The organism is Candidatus Bathyarchaeia archaeon, assembly GCA_038883335.1.
Lineage (GTDB): Archaea > Thermoproteota > Bathyarchaeia > Hecatellales > Hecatellaceae > JAVZMI01.
On the sequence record JAVZMI010000003.1, the window covers coordinates 38,363 to 53,300 of the forward strand.

Below are 14,938 nucleotides of genomic sequence, written 5' to 3' on the forward strand. Positions count from 1 at the left end.
AATTAATAGCAAAATTATAAGTTTATATATAAAAATTATTAATAAAACGTCATAAACATAATAATTCTGGCGTTAGGGGAATCCATTTGGGTAGAGCGGGAAGTCCAGTCATGGTATTGCTTTTGATGGGCTTAACCCCGCTTGAACACCTCGATTCCTATCCTCACAACACTCCTCCTCTCGGGTACTTGATAGACCCTTACACCTGGCTTTACAGCCTCCTAGGCGTGTTAGCTGTGAGCCTCATTTCGCTTATTGGCATCTTCACTGTCTCCTTAAGCCAGAGGCACCTTAGTGAAGTTCTCCTTTACTTGGTCGCCCTTTCTGTAGGAGGACTCTTTGGGGGTGCCTTGATTCACTTGGTGCCGGAGGTCATCGAGCAGGCGGGATTTAGACTTGAGATGTCACTCTACATCTTGGTTGGGATAGTGACCTTCTTCGTAGTTGAGAAACTGATTCGTTGGAGACATTGCCACATACCAACTTCAGAGGCACATCCACACCCTTTAGGAGTTATGAATTTGGTCGGGGACGGCGTTCATAACTTCATCGACGGCTTAATCATCGGCTCGAGTTATATGGCGGGTGTACATGTAGGGGGCGCAACAACTCTCGCAGTCATATTACATGAGATACCTCAAGAGATAGGTGACTTCGGCGTTCTGGTGCACGCCGGGTTGAGCAAGTCAAAGGCGCTGGCATTAAACTTTTTAACTGCTATAACAGCGATGTTCGGCGCTGTTACTGCATTACTCTTAACTACCTATATTGAGGGGTTAATAGTCGTCATGACGCTCTTCGCTGCGGGAGGCTTCATCTATGTGGCAGGCTCTGATCTTGTGCCTGAACTACATAAGGAGGTACACCCGAAGAAGTCCATACTGCAGCTCCTCACGTTAATTTTAGGAGTCCTCATCATGCTTGCCTTAAAATATTCGTAGGTTCAGGGCCCATTCCAAACCCAGTCCTACTATGTTTTTACTCAAACGAATCTGCCATACCCCCAATTTAACATCTATGGTTGCAAAGATAATAGAAAAATTGAACTGTAACGCAGCCAAGTAGTGAAACCTTTACCTAACAGTAACGCTATAGTGTGTACAAGGCTCAAACATAGCTGACTGCGTGAGGTGTGAATATGTCAAAGTTACACTTTACGGTTCCCCGGGGGATGAGAGACATCGAAGCCGAGGAGATGGCTGTGAGGCTTTGGGTTTCGAAACGGATACTTGAAACTCTCAGGCTGTATGGCTTTAGGTTGGTAGAACCTTCTCCAATCGAGAACCTCGAGACACTGGAAGCAAAGTGCGGCCCCAGCATAAGGGATGAGATCTACTGGTTTGAGGATAAAGCTGGGCGAAAACAAGGGCTACGCTTCGACCTCACAGTGGGGCTAGCGAGGATGGTAGCAAACCACCCTGACTGGCATTTACCCCTGAAGCTTTGCGCCTTTTCAAACATGTGGCGTTACGATGAACCACAGTTCGGCCGCTACAGGTGCTTCTATCAGTGGGATGCAGAAATATTTGGGAGCCCCTTGGCGGAGGCTGACGCTGAAGTTATTGCTTTAAGCCTCGACATCTTGGAGGCACTAGGACTGAAGAATGTTGAGGCGAGAATCAGTAGCCGTAAGGTTGCAGAAGGCTTACTCACTGAACTTGGAATACACACACCTGGACGACTGGAAAATGTGCTACGAATTGTCGACAAATTTAGGAAACAATCGAGGACCGAGGTAGAATCTGAGCTTGTTGGAATAGGACTCTCAAAGCAGCAGATTGAGGCAGTTCTGAAATTTGCGTCGATAAATGGAGGGGTAGAGGAGGTCTCAAAAGAGCTGCTTCAGCTCGTTACTAAGAGCCCGAGACTTGAGGAAGGCATAGAAAACTTGGCGGTAATTGAAGATTCCATTGAGGCACTAGGGAAGATTGACCGTTGCACATTCGATATGAGTATAGTCCGAGGGATAGGCTACTATGACGGCATGGTCTTTGAGGTATTCGACAAGAACTGCGAGGAGGTAGGTGCTCTTGTAGGCGGCGGCAGGTTCGACGCCCTATGCACCACCTACGGCAGGGAAGTCCACGCTACAGGAGCAGCTGGGGGCATTGAGCGGTTGATGCTCTCCCTTGAAAAGACGGGACTCATATCAAATGTATCCAGAGTGCCTCAAGTCTACATAGTTACCCCTCTGTCCTCAGTGCGCAGTGCAGCTTTGAGACTGGCTCAACGGTTAAGAGCTGAAGGTATCTCCACAGATTATGACTTGAAAGGACGATCTTTAACAAAACAACTAGAGCACGCCGATAGCTTGAAAGTACCTTTTGTGTTAATAACAGGAACTAAAGAGGAGGAGCGAGGAGTGGTTAAGGTTAGGGATATGCGTGAGAGACATGAGTTAGAGGTTAAACTTACGGATGTCACAAACTACCTGAGGAAAAAGCTAAGTGAAACAGGGGAGACCTGAAGTTGCCAAAAAGAATCGCCCCCTCAAAGTGTCCAAGCTGTGGTTCTAGTAGGATATTCAGACAGCAAGTAGAGATGCTGGGCTCTGGAACGAAGGGTCACCGCTTCGACGCCTATATCTGTGAAGTGTGTAAATACGCCCAGCTATACTATAAAGGCTCAAGCAGCCCAGTAAGCCGAGAGGTTGAAGGGACTATCGGTGTAGAGATAAAGAAAGATTCAGCCACGCTACCCTCAAGCTGCACGGACGAGCACCACAAGGCAAGTCTGCTTAGTAAACGTGATTGATCGGCAACCATGTGCTTAGATTAAATATGAAAAATGGAGCTTTTATATTGAAAAAAGCGGTAATTTTATTTTTTAATAATAAATATGTCTCAAAAACCAGGTATTTCCAAGTTTAAGTGCCAAATTTTCTCTTTTTAAGATAACTTGGATGGCTTCTAGTGAGCCTTTTTAAGTTTTAAGACATTTCTATTTAAAAAATAGAGAGAGAAGACGGCTCATTATACAACTTCCCCTACCTCGCGGGGGTATTCCACGTCTAGTAGCTCAATCTTGTTAGTTACTTTTAGATACTTAATGCTTAAATAAAGTCGCTGAAAATGAAAACCCATATCGCCAAGAGACCTAGCGTTTCAGAGCCAGGTTTCTAAGGTGGAAGGCGTGGGACGCAAGTCTCATAAGATGGTCAGAATTCATAAAGATGCACTCGCCACAATGATCTTCTCAACCGTTGAGGCCTATCCCAGAGAGGTCGCAGGCATCCTCTTTGGTAAGAATGGCTGTGGCGACAGTTACGGCTGCCTCCTAGCTTTCCCACTTCAAGTGGTAAAAAGGAGGGGGGACTCTGGGTTAGTCTGGCAACCTCGTCTTTTGAGTAGAGTGGAACGACTTCAATCTCAACTGATGGGTCTAGAGTTTTTGGGTATGTTCCACTCTCACACTCGTATAGGCAAGTATCCCTACCATGACCTTTACCCCAGCGATGTAGATGTTGAGAGTTGGAAAGATAACAACTACCCGTTAGAGTTGATAATAGGCTCAAGTCTGCGTAGGAAGAAGAAAAATATGAAGCTTCACAATCTCAGGGATGGAACGTTATCGATGAGTCTGGGGCGATTCGATTTTAAAGTTCGAGGATTCATCAACCCTGAAGACCCAGCCCCGACCTTCCTCGCAATCCCACAATAGAAAAGTGAGGCCGCCATCAACTAAACTGGGGAGGTGATTTGTGAGAGATTAAAATGTGGGGATAAATGAGTTGCGTGGTAATTAGGAAAAAAGGGAAGAACTTAACTCGATTTACTTTTTACTTTTTGCTGCTTTCTTCTTCTTCGCCATTAACTTTCTCTCCTCTAAGAAGAATCTTCATCTATAAATTTATTGTTCGAAGTTTATAAGTTTTTTCGAACAGTTTGGTATCTTACCTGTATGAGTTATGGGTTGAATTGGGAGAGAGAGTAGTAAACTATCTCGCCCCTCCTCTCAATAACCCCCAGTATCATCTCTTTCTTCAGGTTGCTTGAGTAGTTCAGAGCTTTCGCCATGTCACCTACTAAAATGGGCTCGCCTTCGAATACACCGTAAACGATGTACTGTGCAGCCTCTTTACCGTAGGTGCCTCTCTCGTAGACTCTAAAGTCCACGCCTAAACCGAAACCCGACTTTACAACATATCCCCTCTCACGTAGGTCTCTATAGATGAGGTATCTTGCCCAAATTCTTCTATCCTTGCTACGGTAAAGATCGAGCAACTCCTTGAAGGCAACTTTCTCACCAGTCTCCTCATCTAACACATCAAGCCAACCCTCAGCGAGGAGGTATAACGCCTCATACGGAGCTAATTCTATACTATTTCCAATTTTATCTCCATAACCTCGTTCGAGGAGAATTTGGCCAGAGGCCAGATCTTGCACACAGACCTTTCTGCCTGAGAGTACGGCTGTAACTTTGCGCTGCTCCATCAGCACCTCGCCATCACAAGTAAAAGGCTGGTCTATCTCATATAAATCTCGACTATGTCACCATCCCTCAGCTCTGTATCAGCGCCAACCCTCTCACCGGGAAACTTTGCTGACGGCCCCCAGATCCTCGCAAACCTAAACCGTCTCTCGAAGTCGCTATGTATCCCTGCGGCAAGGTCAATTATCTTCGAGCCCCTTCTGAGGATGAAGGGTTTATCACATCCAGGCTGACCTGGTCGGCGGGTGTACACTCGTAGTATACCCAGAAAGCTGAAGATCTTATGCTTCAGCAGCTCAATATTCATCCCGGTCTTCGCTGACACCCCTACAGTCTCGAATCTATCACCCACCTCCCTGACGAAGTCGTCCATCAATGCAGCTGGAGGCGTATGGTCCAGTTTATTCACAACCACCATAAACGGTTTAAAAACAGCATGTTGCAGGATGGCTTTCTTCAGGTCTTCCTCGTCAACTTCGCCCCAGATTTTGACCAGTGCGTTGTTTATCCCTGAGTTCCTTAGGATCTCAGGGATCTTATGGACGCCACCAACGAACCTGCCACTGGTTGAGAAGACCTTAATCCCCCCACCCCCAGTCCGCTCTATCTCTACCCCAAAGGTCCTCTCACTCTCTGGATAGATTGCCGCGGCCTCAAGCTCACCTAATATGAGATTCAATTGCTCCGAGAGATCTTTGCTTCCATCTATGAGGAGTATGATGCCGTCAGAGTTTCGTGCAAGCCCCAAAACTGAGAGCCCCCAAGCTCTGCCTTCAGCGGCACCCTCCATTAACGCCGGCGCCTCAACGATCTGTATCTGGATGTCCTCAAAATCCATCATCCCGGCCACTGGCACAGAGGTGGTGTAAGGGTGACTGCCAACCTCAACATCGACATTGGTCAGAGCCTTTAATAGCTCGCTCTTGCCGCTCTGGGTTAGACCCAGAAGTACAACGCGAGCGGCGCCCTCCCTATCAATGTCGTAGGGGGTTCTACCGCCGCCTAGAGCCTTGCGGCGCTTACGGGCCTCCTCTTGTTCATCCCTCAGTTTTGCAAGCCTAGTTTTGAGGTGGGCCCTGAGCTTCATGGTTCCCTTATGCTCTGGGATAGAGTTGATGTACTCCTCCAGCGCCTTTATCTTCTCAGGTAAGGAGCGGGCTGCCCTATACTTTTTCTCAAGCTCCGCACAGATGGGAGGTAGGTTGGTTGGCATAGCTGTTACTGAGTAGTTTCGAGTTTCTAATGAATTTAACCCCGCCTATGGGCGACAAAGACGAAGCCGAGTTTTGATCGCCAGAAGCATCTAAAGCTTGACCAAGCTAATTGGTCGGCTAAGTGTGATATGTTTACACCTATTGAAGATAGGCAGGGGATCTTACTGAGAAAAGTCTTAATAGCGAATGGTGGTTTGAAGATGGAAATCCGAGCGCGCCTGAGGGGTTACTTCTCTCCTTTTTCAGTGAACTGTTTCTCCACCCTGATCCTGCCCTTCACACTCTTCATAACCAGTTTACAATTATCTTATGGTTCGCTCCTAAACAACCTGCTTCTTCAAAGCATAACTCCACCAGACCGAACAGTCTAAGTTTATATTAATTCTTTTCACCGAAATTCAAATGCCGCCCACTAGGGTGCTAAGCTGAGCACCTGAGAAGCTTTCACCGCCTGTTAAAGGTTATAAGATGAATAGTTTAACGTATTCTGGATTCGAAAGGGTTGAGTGATCTCAGGTGAAAGAGCTGGCTGAAAGGGTTAAGAGCATAGATAGACCGCTCTATCGTGCGATCAGAGACTATGCAGCGCAACTTGGATACAGTGATCTCATTTACTTGAACGTTGGAGAACCTGACTTCCCCACAGCGCCACATATAGTTAAGGTGGCTGAGGAGGCGGCTAGGGAAGGCTTTACCCATTACACCGAGGAGAGAGGCATCTTGGAACTTAGAGAAGCTATCGCCGAAGACTTGCGCGCCAGAAAGGGCTTAGAGGTAAACCCGGAGGAGGGAGTCCTAGTGACCTCGGGAGGCGCGGAAGCGGATGCTGCAGCTCTTCTGACCCTAGTCAACCCGGGCGAAGAAGTCATAGTACCTGACCCCTGCTACACACCATACATCTCAGCCATAAAGATTGCTGGAGGACGGCCTGTCTTCGTACCTGTCGACAAGGAGACCCTCGACTGGGACTTCCAAGCGATAGAGAGCAGGGTTGGAGAGAATACCAAAGCGATCATAGTTAACAGCCCCAGCAACCCTACTGGCGGTGTATATAGCAGGGAGGTGTTGAAAGGGATCGCCGACCTAGCCGCAGACAAGGGGATATACATCCTCTCAGATGAGGTCTACGACGCCTTCACCTACGAAGGCGCCGAGGCTATGAGTGTCGCCCAGTTCGACCAATGTCTTGAGAGAACATTGATAGTCAACAGCTTCTCTAAAACCTACGCGATGACAGGCTGGAGGGTAGGCTACCTAGCCGCCGACCCAAAGGTTATCTCCCAGGTACTGAAGATTCGAGGTGCCATAAACGTATGCGCCAGCTCCATATCCCAGAAGGCAGCCTTGGCCGCCCTACGGGGGCCGAGAAAGACCGTCGAAGAGATGCTGAGGGAATACCGGGATAGAAGACGATTAGTCCTCGAAGCTTTGGAAGATATGCCTAACGTGACTTGCCCAACCCCGAAGGGTGCCTTCTACGTCTTCCCGGATGTCTCAGCCCTGACGAATGACTCGTTACAGTTCACAAAGTATCTCATACAAGAGGCACACATTGTTGTGAGCCCCGGCGTGGCATTCGGAAAGGCTGGCGAAGGCCATACTAGAATCTCTTACGCCTGCGCCAGAGACAAACTGGAGACCGCCATGGAGAGGATGAAGAGGGCTGTGGAGAAATATGCCGCGAAACAGCTGAAAAATTAGATGGCTGATCTGGTTGGAAATTCTACTTCTAGATAACAAGAGCCAGTATTCGGGCGAACTTACCGCGTGCCTCGAAGATTTAGGAGTTGAACTAGATATTCAAAGTCTGCCTGGGGCGGCAAGTGAATGGGAACATTCTGGGGTCATCATCTCAGGTGGAGCCATACCTCATAGAGACCTCTCGGAGACTTTGAACCAGTATCAACATCTTCTCAACAACTTAACTAAACCGCTGTTGGCTATCTGCCTAGGGCTCAAGATCATGGCATACTGCTATGGAGCTAGGATCAGGAAGATGGAAACACCGGAAGTAGGACTAACCTCGATACAATTCCATAAAAGCTATCCTCTCGCACCTTCACGATCCAAGCTGATCGTCTACGAAGACCACATATTCGAACTGTTCAGTTTACCTAACATCCTAGAGAATTATGGAAGCTCGGAACAATGCAAAATACAAGCGGTTAAACATAAGTGGAAACCGCAATTCGGGGTCCAGTTCCACCCAGAGAAGAATGGCAACAATGATGGACACCTAATCATCGAGAACTTTGTGAGGTTGTGCTATAGTGGGGGCTACTAGGTTGAGGGGGGGAAACCTCGTCGAGGAAGGAGACTATGTCCTACTATACCTCGACAGGAAGAGAACCTACCTAGTGAAGGCGAAGAGGGGTGAAGTCTTCCACACCCACCGGGGATTTATTCAGTTCGACGCGTTGATAGGACAGAGCTTCGGCACACGGGTAAAGAGTAGCGCCGATGTGGAGTTCATGGTGTTGAAGCCCACTATGAACGACTATGTTCAGAAGATTGCGCGGAGAACCCAGATAATGTACCCTAAGGATATGGCCATAATCTTGGTCAACGCCGATATTAAACCAGGCTCTCTGGTTGTAGAGGCCGGGGCTGGGAGCGGCGCGCTCACAAGCTTCTTGGCCAACCACGTAAGACCTACAGGTCGAGTGTACAGTTACGAGGTTAGAGAGGAGTTTCTAGAAGTGGCTAGGAGGAATATAGAACGCCTCGGCCTCACCGATTATGTAGAGTTAAAGTTTAAGGATATAACCCAAGGCATAGATGAGAGCGAGGTGGATGCGGTGGTTCTCGATATGGCCACCCCTTGGTTGGCTGTGGCCCCCGCGTACAGAGCTCTGAGGGGAAGTGGACTACTCGCCTCCTTCAGCCCCACCATAGATCAGTCGATCAAGACTGTTGAGACTATGGAGACCAGCGGTTTCACAGCCATCGAGACAGTTGAGACCTTGATGAGAAGATATCAGGTCAAGAGGGGGCAGACTCGCCCTGAGACACTTATGATCGCGCATACCGGTTACTTAACATTCGGCAGGAAGATCCTACTCTAGAATTTAAGTCGACATTTACCTTGGAGGAGCTCCAACCCGTAGGAGTATGTAAGACCGCTCTCTCGAAACTAGGTTACCTGCCCGAAGAGTATCGCGGCGACCTCTTTCCTTAAACTTCGTGAGACGGACTCAAGCCTTGTCTCGAAGGTGTTGTCGATCTTAATTTGGCCATCTGCCGTGGATATAATGAACCCCCCGCTGGAAGGTAGTGGATCCTTTTCTAAAGTTATTGTCACGCCCCTCGGAGTGTTCAGGCTTTTGATGACGTTCTCGTAGACTTTACGCTCCTTGCTGCTCACCTGAAGTTTTAGGTCTCCGGATCCGAAACTTTTAATCGCCTCCTCAAGGAGGTATTTGGCACTCTTCTCAACATCTTCAGTTTTAAGATCTCTGACCCGTTTTAAGGCTTCTTTAAATACCTTATCGATCAGCGTATTCTTCTCCTCGAGAACTGCGAGGGCTGCTTTACGCCTCGCTTCGCTCAGTTTCTTACGTTCAAGGATCTTTATCTGCTCCTGAACTCTTGCCTTTATCTCCTCGACTTTCCTTTGCGCTTCAGCCTTTGCCTTCTCGATTATGGCTGCGGCTTCTTTTTCAGCCTCTTGGATTCTCCGATTTGCCTCCTCTTGAGCGTCGGCTAGGATCTCCTCTTCAATTTTGGATAGAGCAAGTGTAGACATTAAAGTGCGACCCCCAGTACTTCGCTCATAACCATCTTAACAGCCTTGCCCATATTTTTAGAAGACTTTTCTGAGAAGTCTGCGATAGTCTTCCTTGCCTCCTCTAATAACGCTTTTACTTTAAGATCGATATCCGCTTCTGCCTTCTTGAGAGCTGCCTCGCTTTGACGCTGTGCCTCTTCGATCAACCCTCTCTTAACAATATCAGCATCAACCTCGCCACGCTTCCTGATCTCTGCAGCCTTCATATCAGCTTCCTCGATTATCTTTCGAGCCTTCTCCTCAATAATCCGAATATTTTTGATAACCTCTAGAGCCAAGTCAAGCCACCCTCTAACTACTCACCGACCGGTTTAAGATTCTCCATGCCGCCTAAATATAAAAATTTAGGTGACCCCCAGCTTTGAAAGGGGCTTTTAGGTAACCAAACCTCACCTGCCAGCTCCGAACATTGTAATCTTTATTGAAAGATGGTTGGCAAACAGTGATAGATGACAACTCCACTCCACATTTAATGCGCTCCAATTATGGAGAGGGCTAAAGGAAGTCACTAAGCAACGTTCTGCCGCCTTTAGTCTTCCTTTTTGGCGCTTTAATGAAGCCGTTTCCAAGTTCAAGCCGCCCATATACACCATCATACCCGGGGATGACCTTTAGCTTACCTTCCCTCATCCTACTTAACAAGTCTGCAACCTTGGGGCCTACTATTCGACTTAGCTCTTCTGTGGTGGCATCTAGAAGCACGTTGTATTCGTTACCGAACTTCTCGATTAAGAGGTTATACTGATCCCAGACCCTCTGGCTTGCCGGGCTCTCAGCCCCTATGGCCGCTCCGATTATCTCGGAGAGGGGTAGGAGGTGAACATAGCCGGGTGCGCCTTTTGGTCTATAGTCAGGAGGCCTATCGGCAAGCTCCTCTACCCTTTGCTGAACACCTTTAGTCATCCGCCCCCCACAGACAGGACATCTGCCACCTTGCCGTATAGCATCCTCCGGGGGCATCGAGACATTACAGTTTCTATGACCCGTCCAGTGATATTTACCATAAGCCGGGTCTGTCTCTATTGTGAAGAGTAGCCGCTTAGGATCCTTCGATTTAATTGCTTCTACTATTTTTAGATAACTTAACTCCTCCAGCTCGAGGACTGTTGCCTCTCGACCTAGACGCCAGGGCCAAGCGCTATGGCAGTCAGAATTGGATATTATGGCTAGACGGTCGAGGGAGCTAACCCGCCAGTTCATCGGAGGATCTGATGAGAGCCCAGTTTCTAAGGCGTGTATCCTTGAACTTTTATCTTGATAACACGCCTCGACGTTGTCGAAGCCGCTGAAGGCTCCGAAGATGCTGAACCAGGGTGTCCAAGCGTGGGCTGGAAAGATAAAATTACCGCCGGAGATGTTTAAGACTTCCTCCACTAGTTGGGGTGCCGATATGGTTAGGGTTGGTCTTCCATCATCCGTGAGGGAACCATAGTTGGAGAGAGAGTCGTTGATCTGCTCAGCAATCTCAATATTAGGGCACCAGATAACATGGTGAACCTTTCTGCCCCTTCCCTCAAACTCGAAGACTGTGGAGACTTCAGCTGTCAGTATAAAATAAACCCCTGCTTCCTCACTCTTTTTTAGTTTGTAGAGCCCGCTGTGAGGAGGGTTCTCTTCCAATGCTTCCTTTATCTCCTCCAGCCATTTTGGGTGAGTGAAATCTCCAGTACCAACCACTGTGAGACCTTTGATCTGGGCGAAGCGGGCTATAGAGCGAATGTCCATATTTTGGCTTGTAGCACGACTATACTTTGAATGTATATGTGCGTCAATAATTACTCGCATCAACTACACCACTTGCGATATAAGGGTAGGCTGAGTTTCTCCAGCTTTATTACCTCGTTGAAGCTCAAAGCATTTACATGGATATTTTTGAAACCTCTTTCTTTAACTTAAAGTTGGGCATATTACCTTAGAGTAGACTGCCGATTATTCTTATATGTAACCCCACCCAAAATATGGACTGGTCCTTTTATCCCTTGAGCCTACAACTCACCCGGATCTGAGAATATGCCAACACGACACTATAGGTTACCTAAGGGTATGAGATACTCTAGCATAGAGGAGCGGAGACGATTCTACCAAGAAGAATTCGCTCTAAGGCTTTTAGAAGAGAGGTTCAAGAATAGGCGAAATACAGTGTTCGCCTTGGTGATAGGGAGACACACTGGGATCTACCCGCCCAACTATGAGAAACTGAAAAACCATACGATCATTATCGACGAGTATCAAGACCTAAGCGAAGTGAAGAATTATATACTCCAATATCTCCCCGAAAGCGTCTACTACGACCGAAACCTCTACGGCGGCGAACTAGAGAACTGCCGCAGATGCCCGAAGAGCTACCGAGACTGTTGGAAGTGTAAGGAATTCAAGGGTCAAGAGCTAGCCTTCGACCTAGATCCAGAGAACATCCACTGCCCCTACCACGGCAACATCGAAGATAGGATGAGGAAACACCAAGGCCTAAGCTTTTGCATGTACGAGTTCAAAGTTATCAGGGGCCGAACTCGCCAACTATACGAAAAGTTAGAGAGGAGGTACGGTCTAGTTGAAGTAACCTACTCAGGCAGAGGATTCCACTTAACGGTGCAAAACGAGGACGCCACGAATATGGGTTGGGCAGAGAGGAAGAGGCTTGCTAAAGAGTTCTCTGCGGAGTACCCAATTGATGAGTGGGTTACCAGCGGTGAGATGCGCCTACTCAGACTACCGTACTCGCTTCATGGGGTTGTCTCGAGGATCTGTATCCCATTAAAGGTTGACGACTTAGAAGATTTCGATCCTAGAGTGGATGGAAGATGCCTCCCCCGATTCCTTCTTAAGCAGTCTTCCCAGCCTTGACCTCTTTGCCCTGGTAGTAGCCTTTTTTCTTTGCTTTTTTCTTCTCTTCTGGAGTTTTACAACACATGTAGTTACCCCCGAATTATTATTAATAATAGATGCTGCCCCCAGATATAAAACTACGCGGAGTACTTATGAAGGTCAATCACTCGAGTAGTCTCCTAAAGGGTAAGGGGTCATATATTTTGGTAATCTACCTCAGACCCCCTACAAATTACGGGTTGTGCGCCTCGGCGAAAACTGTTTCCCAAAAGGTTACTATGTCTACGTCAGCCCCGCCCTCCGTGGGGTTAAAGGCAGGGCAGCAAGATGCCTTAATCGTGTTAAGAGACTGCACTGGCATATCGACTATCTCCTAGCCTCTGAGAGGTCACGTATAGTAAGCGTCGCCATTAGAGGCGGATAGTAGGGTAGAGTGTCGAATCTCCAAGGTGGTCAGCGCAATCCTTGGTGTGAGGGTAATCCTAAAGGGTTTCGGTTCAAGCGACTGCAACAGCTGGGTAAGTCACCTTTACTATTTCGCCTCAAAAACATCACGTAGGCTAGTAGAGGAAGTGGCAGATTCCTGTAGAGCAGTAGGTCGAGAACCTCGCTTTCTGATTAATGCCCCAAATGTGTTATCTACCTGCGGAACTACTCTAATCTCTAAACTAGTTGCATAAACTAGGAGAGACGTTTATAAGTTGAAGACTTGTGACGTGACTAGGCGGAACGCCCTTTTGGTTATTATCCTGATGGGCGTAGTTAGCCTCTTTGCCGACGTCACATATGAGGGAGCCAGAGGAATCATACCGGTATATTTAACAGCAATATTGGGGGCACCAGTAGCCGTTCTAGGCATAGTGATAGGGCTCGGCGATTTTGTCGGTTATGGTTTCAGGCTTGTGTCTGGTAGACTGGCAGATGTAACCAGGGGGTATTGGGCTCTCACAATCATAGGTTATCTCTTAAACCTACTTGCAGTACCTTTGTTAGCCTTCAGTGGGAGCTGGCAGTTGGCGGCGCTACTCATTATTGTTGAGAGGCTTGGGAAGGCTGTCAGAACTCCTTCGAGAGATTTCATAATCTCCGTAGTCTCAAAGGATTTTGGAAGAGGAAAAGCCTTCGGTATACATGAAGCTTTGGATCAAATTGGAGCGGTCGCAGGTCCGACGATCGCCTCGTTGGTGCTCTTTACCTACAACCAGTACAGTATGGCGTTCCTCTTATTCAGCATACCTGCTGCACTCGCCATATTGACGCTTTCTGCAGCATACAGCTTCTACAAGAGACAAGAAATCCCGTCGAGAAGAGGGGATGAAGCGAGGCGCACTGGTCTGTATAGAGCATACTGGGTCTATACAGCCTCAATAACGCTGAGTACCGCTGGCTTCATGAGTATAGCTTTCATCTTATATAGATCGCATGGGGTATTTCCAGACTGGTTCATCCCCATCATATTCCTCTTGGCTCAGGCGGTAGACGCGCTAAGCGGATTATTATTTGGGGTTCTCTATGACAGGTATGGGTTGAAGATTGTAAGCTTAGCCTTTCCCACAGCAGCCTTAGTTCCAATAGTGGCTCTAAATGTAACACCACAAACGCTATTGATCTCGGCTTCGCTCTTCGGTATAGTATTAGGCGCTCAAGAAACAGTACAAAGGGCAGCTGTAGCCGATCTGGTAGATGCCGAGATGAGAGGGACGGCTTATGGAATCTTTAATGCACTATTCGGTCTAGCTTGGTTCATTGGCGGGGTTGTTGTCGGGATACTTTATGAGGTGGATTTCAAGCTCATAATCGCTTACTCAACCTTTCTTCAGGTCGGAGCTACAATTTTGATGAGCAAGCTAATCTGGAAGTAGAGCGAACACAGCCACCGAGAACTTTAATTGGAACTCTCTTTGTGTAATGTGAACTTTTTGTATCTGAACATTAATGGCGAAAAGTCTGGTCGCTTCAAAAGTCGAAAATGCTGAGTTCAGGTTGGGTTATATGATCTCGTATGTGAGGACGAACTTTATATCCCCACCACTGTGGAAGATTTTTCCGCAGAATGGGCATGTGAGGGGGAAGTTAAGGGGCACAGGGGCTATGCCTCGCTTACCTGAGCAGTAGATAAAACCTTCCCTGTCGACGTAACTCGCTACTTTTAATACGTGCCTCAAATCTATCCCTCTACTAACATATTTTGATGCCTTGAATTATCCTCGAGTGAACCAGTAGGGCAGTTACCGATAGATTAAATAACATGGATGTGTATCTAAATTTTCACTACCATCCCCAAACAAGCACTTTAACTTTTATATACACTGATGGAGGCTCCGATTTGGAACCTAAAAAATGTTCTCCGAGGTGTGAATCTTTTAGATGTAGCCAAAAAGCTATGCAGTGGAAAGGTAGGGAAGTTTACTGTAAATATGCGGATGACCTCTGTGATGGAGCTACCTGCAAGTATGCAATTTGTGTCAGAAATCGGCTGCTAACTAACGGTCTCTGCGGTTTGACTGTCAAGAAGGTCACTAGAATAGAGGAGACCCCGCCGGAGGAGGGGTTGAGCTTAAAGATTAGAGGGAAACTTCAGCAGAGGCTTGAAGAGAGAGAACTCTACTGAAGCTTTAGTAGTTCGCAGAGATAGACTTATTGCAAGGGCTGTTGACGTCCAACAGATACCTGAAGGACT

The 14,938-nt window shown here is 47.5% G+C and carries 17 protein-coding genes; 11 read left to right on the top strand and 6 right to left on the bottom strand.

Annotation, left to right across the window (positions count from 1 at the left end; genetic code table 11):
- Window positions 1-86 precede the first annotated feature (86 nt).
- From QXJ75_02270 to QXJ75_02285, 4 genes are all read left to right on the top strand, one after another.
- Window positions 87-941: a ZIP family metal transporter gene (locus QXJ75_02270; GenBank protein MEM3736905.1), complete on the top strand. Its 855-nt coding sequence runs from the start codon at window positions 87-89 to the stop codon at window positions 939-941.
- A 197-nt stretch (window positions 942-1,138) separates the two neighbouring features.
- Window positions 1,139-2,467, top strand: coding sequence for a histidine--tRNA ligase (hisS, locus tag QXJ75_02275; GenBank protein MEM3736906.1), 1,329 nt, complete (start codon window positions 1,139-1,141; stop codon window positions 2,465-2,467).
- Between the two features lie 2 nt (window positions 2,468-2,469).
- Window positions 2,470-2,754: a hypothetical protein gene (locus QXJ75_02280; protein ID MEM3736907.1), complete on the top strand. Its 285-nt coding sequence runs from the start codon at window positions 2,470-2,472 to the stop codon at window positions 2,752-2,754.
- Window positions 2,755-3,132: 378 nt separating this feature from the next.
- A complete protein-coding gene (locus QXJ75_02285; protein ID MEM3736908.1) occupies window positions 3,133-3,660 on the top strand; it encodes a Mov34/MPN/PAD-1 family protein in 528 nt (175 codons plus the stop codon).
- 245 nt (window positions 3,661-3,905) lie between these two features.
- On the opposite strand, the gene endA is transcribed toward QXJ75_02285, so the two are convergent.
- Window positions 3,906-4,433 carry a tRNA-intron lyase gene (endA, locus tag QXJ75_02290; protein MEM3736909.1) on the bottom strand — a complete coding sequence of 176 codons (528 nt, stop codon included), beginning with the start codon at window positions 4,431-4,433 and terminating at the stop codon, window positions 3,906-3,908.
- A gap of 32 nt (window positions 4,434-4,465) precedes the next feature.
- A complete protein-coding gene (locus QXJ75_02295; protein MEM3736910.1) occupies window positions 4,466-5,644 on the bottom strand; it encodes a TGS domain-containing protein in 1,179 nt (392 codons plus the stop codon).
- Between the two features lie 517 nt (window positions 5,645-6,161).
- Here QXJ75_02295 and QXJ75_02300 point away from each other — a divergent pair.
- From QXJ75_02300 to QXJ75_02310, 3 genes are read left to right on the top strand one after another with little or no spacing between them, the layout of a single operon-like run.
- Window positions 6,162-7,346 carry a pyridoxal phosphate-dependent aminotransferase gene (locus QXJ75_02300; protein MEM3736911.1) on the top strand — a complete coding sequence of 395 codons (1,185 nt, stop codon included), beginning with the start codon at window positions 6,162-6,164 and terminating at the stop codon, window positions 7,344-7,346.
- Between the two features lie 13 nt (window positions 7,347-7,359).
- The gene (locus QXJ75_02305; GenBank protein MEM3736912.1) at window positions 7,360-7,929 is read left to right on the top strand and encodes a hypothetical protein; all 570 of its coding nucleotides are present in this window, start codon (window positions 7,360-7,362) and stop codon (window positions 7,927-7,929) included.
- A complete protein-coding gene (locus QXJ75_02310; protein ID MEM3736913.1) occupies window positions 7,916-8,710 on the top strand; it encodes a tRNA (adenine-N1)-methyltransferase in 795 nt (264 codons plus the stop codon). Before QXJ75_02305 ends, QXJ75_02310 begins: the two co-directional genes overlap by 14 nt.
- A 68-nt stretch (window positions 8,711-8,778) precedes the next feature.
- On the opposite strand, the gene QXJ75_02315 is transcribed toward QXJ75_02310, so the two are convergent.
- The 3 genes from QXJ75_02315 to QXJ75_02325 form a co-directional block, all read right to left on the bottom strand.
- Window positions 8,779-9,390, bottom strand: a complete 612-nt coding sequence (locus QXJ75_02315) for a V-type ATP synthase subunit E (GenBank protein MEM3736914.1) — start codon at window positions 9,388-9,390, stop codon at window positions 8,779-8,781.
- A complete protein-coding gene (locus QXJ75_02320) occupies window positions 9,390-9,710 on the bottom strand; it encodes a hypothetical protein (GenBank protein ID MEM3736915.1) in 321 nt (106 codons plus the stop codon). The genes QXJ75_02315 and QXJ75_02320 overlap by 1 nt, the downstream gene beginning before the upstream one ends.
- A 217-nt stretch (window positions 9,711-9,927) precedes the next feature.
- The gene (locus QXJ75_02325) at window positions 9,928-11,217 is read right to left on the bottom strand and encodes an endonuclease Q family protein (GenBank protein ID MEM3736916.1); all 1,290 of its coding nucleotides are present in this window, start codon (window positions 11,215-11,217) and stop codon (window positions 9,928-9,930) included.
- Between the two features lie 258 nt (window positions 11,218-11,475).
- Between QXJ75_02325 and QXJ75_02330 the strand changes: the two genes are divergently transcribed.
- The 3 genes from QXJ75_02330 to QXJ75_02340 all read left to right on the top strand — a co-directional run bounded on the left by QXJ75_02330 (window position 11,476) and on the right by QXJ75_02340 (window position 14,120).
- Entirely contained in the window at window positions 11,476-12,276 is an 801-nt protein-coding gene (locus tag QXJ75_02330; GenBank protein ID MEM3736917.1) for a DNA primase, read from the top strand.
- A 223-nt stretch (window positions 12,277-12,499) separates the two neighbouring features.
- Window positions 12,500-12,682: a DUF123 domain-containing protein gene (locus QXJ75_02335; GenBank protein ID MEM3736918.1), complete on the top strand. Its 183-nt coding sequence runs from the start codon at window positions 12,500-12,502 to the stop codon at window positions 12,680-12,682.
- A gap of 277 nt (window positions 12,683-12,959) precedes the next feature.
- Window positions 12,960-14,120 carry an MFS transporter gene (locus QXJ75_02340; GenBank protein ID MEM3736919.1) on the top strand — a complete coding sequence of 387 codons (1,161 nt, stop codon included), beginning with the start codon at window positions 12,960-12,962 and terminating at the stop codon, window positions 14,118-14,120.
- 126 nt (window positions 14,121-14,246) lie between these two features.
- Here QXJ75_02340 and QXJ75_02345 read toward each other — a convergent pair whose 3' ends face one another.
- Window positions 14,247-14,423 (bottom strand): hypothetical protein, encoded by a 177-nt coding sequence (locus QXJ75_02345; GenBank protein MEM3736920.1) that lies wholly within the window; start codon window positions 14,421-14,423, stop codon window positions 14,247-14,249.
- Window positions 14,424-14,641: 218 nt separating this feature from the next.
- Here QXJ75_02345 and QXJ75_02350 point away from each other — a divergent pair, with 218 nt between their 5' ends.
- Window positions 14,642-14,869: a hypothetical protein gene (locus QXJ75_02350; protein MEM3736921.1), complete on the top strand. Its 228-nt coding sequence runs from the start codon at window positions 14,642-14,644 to the stop codon at window positions 14,867-14,869.
- The last annotated feature ends 69 nt before the right edge of the window (window positions 14,870-14,938 follow it).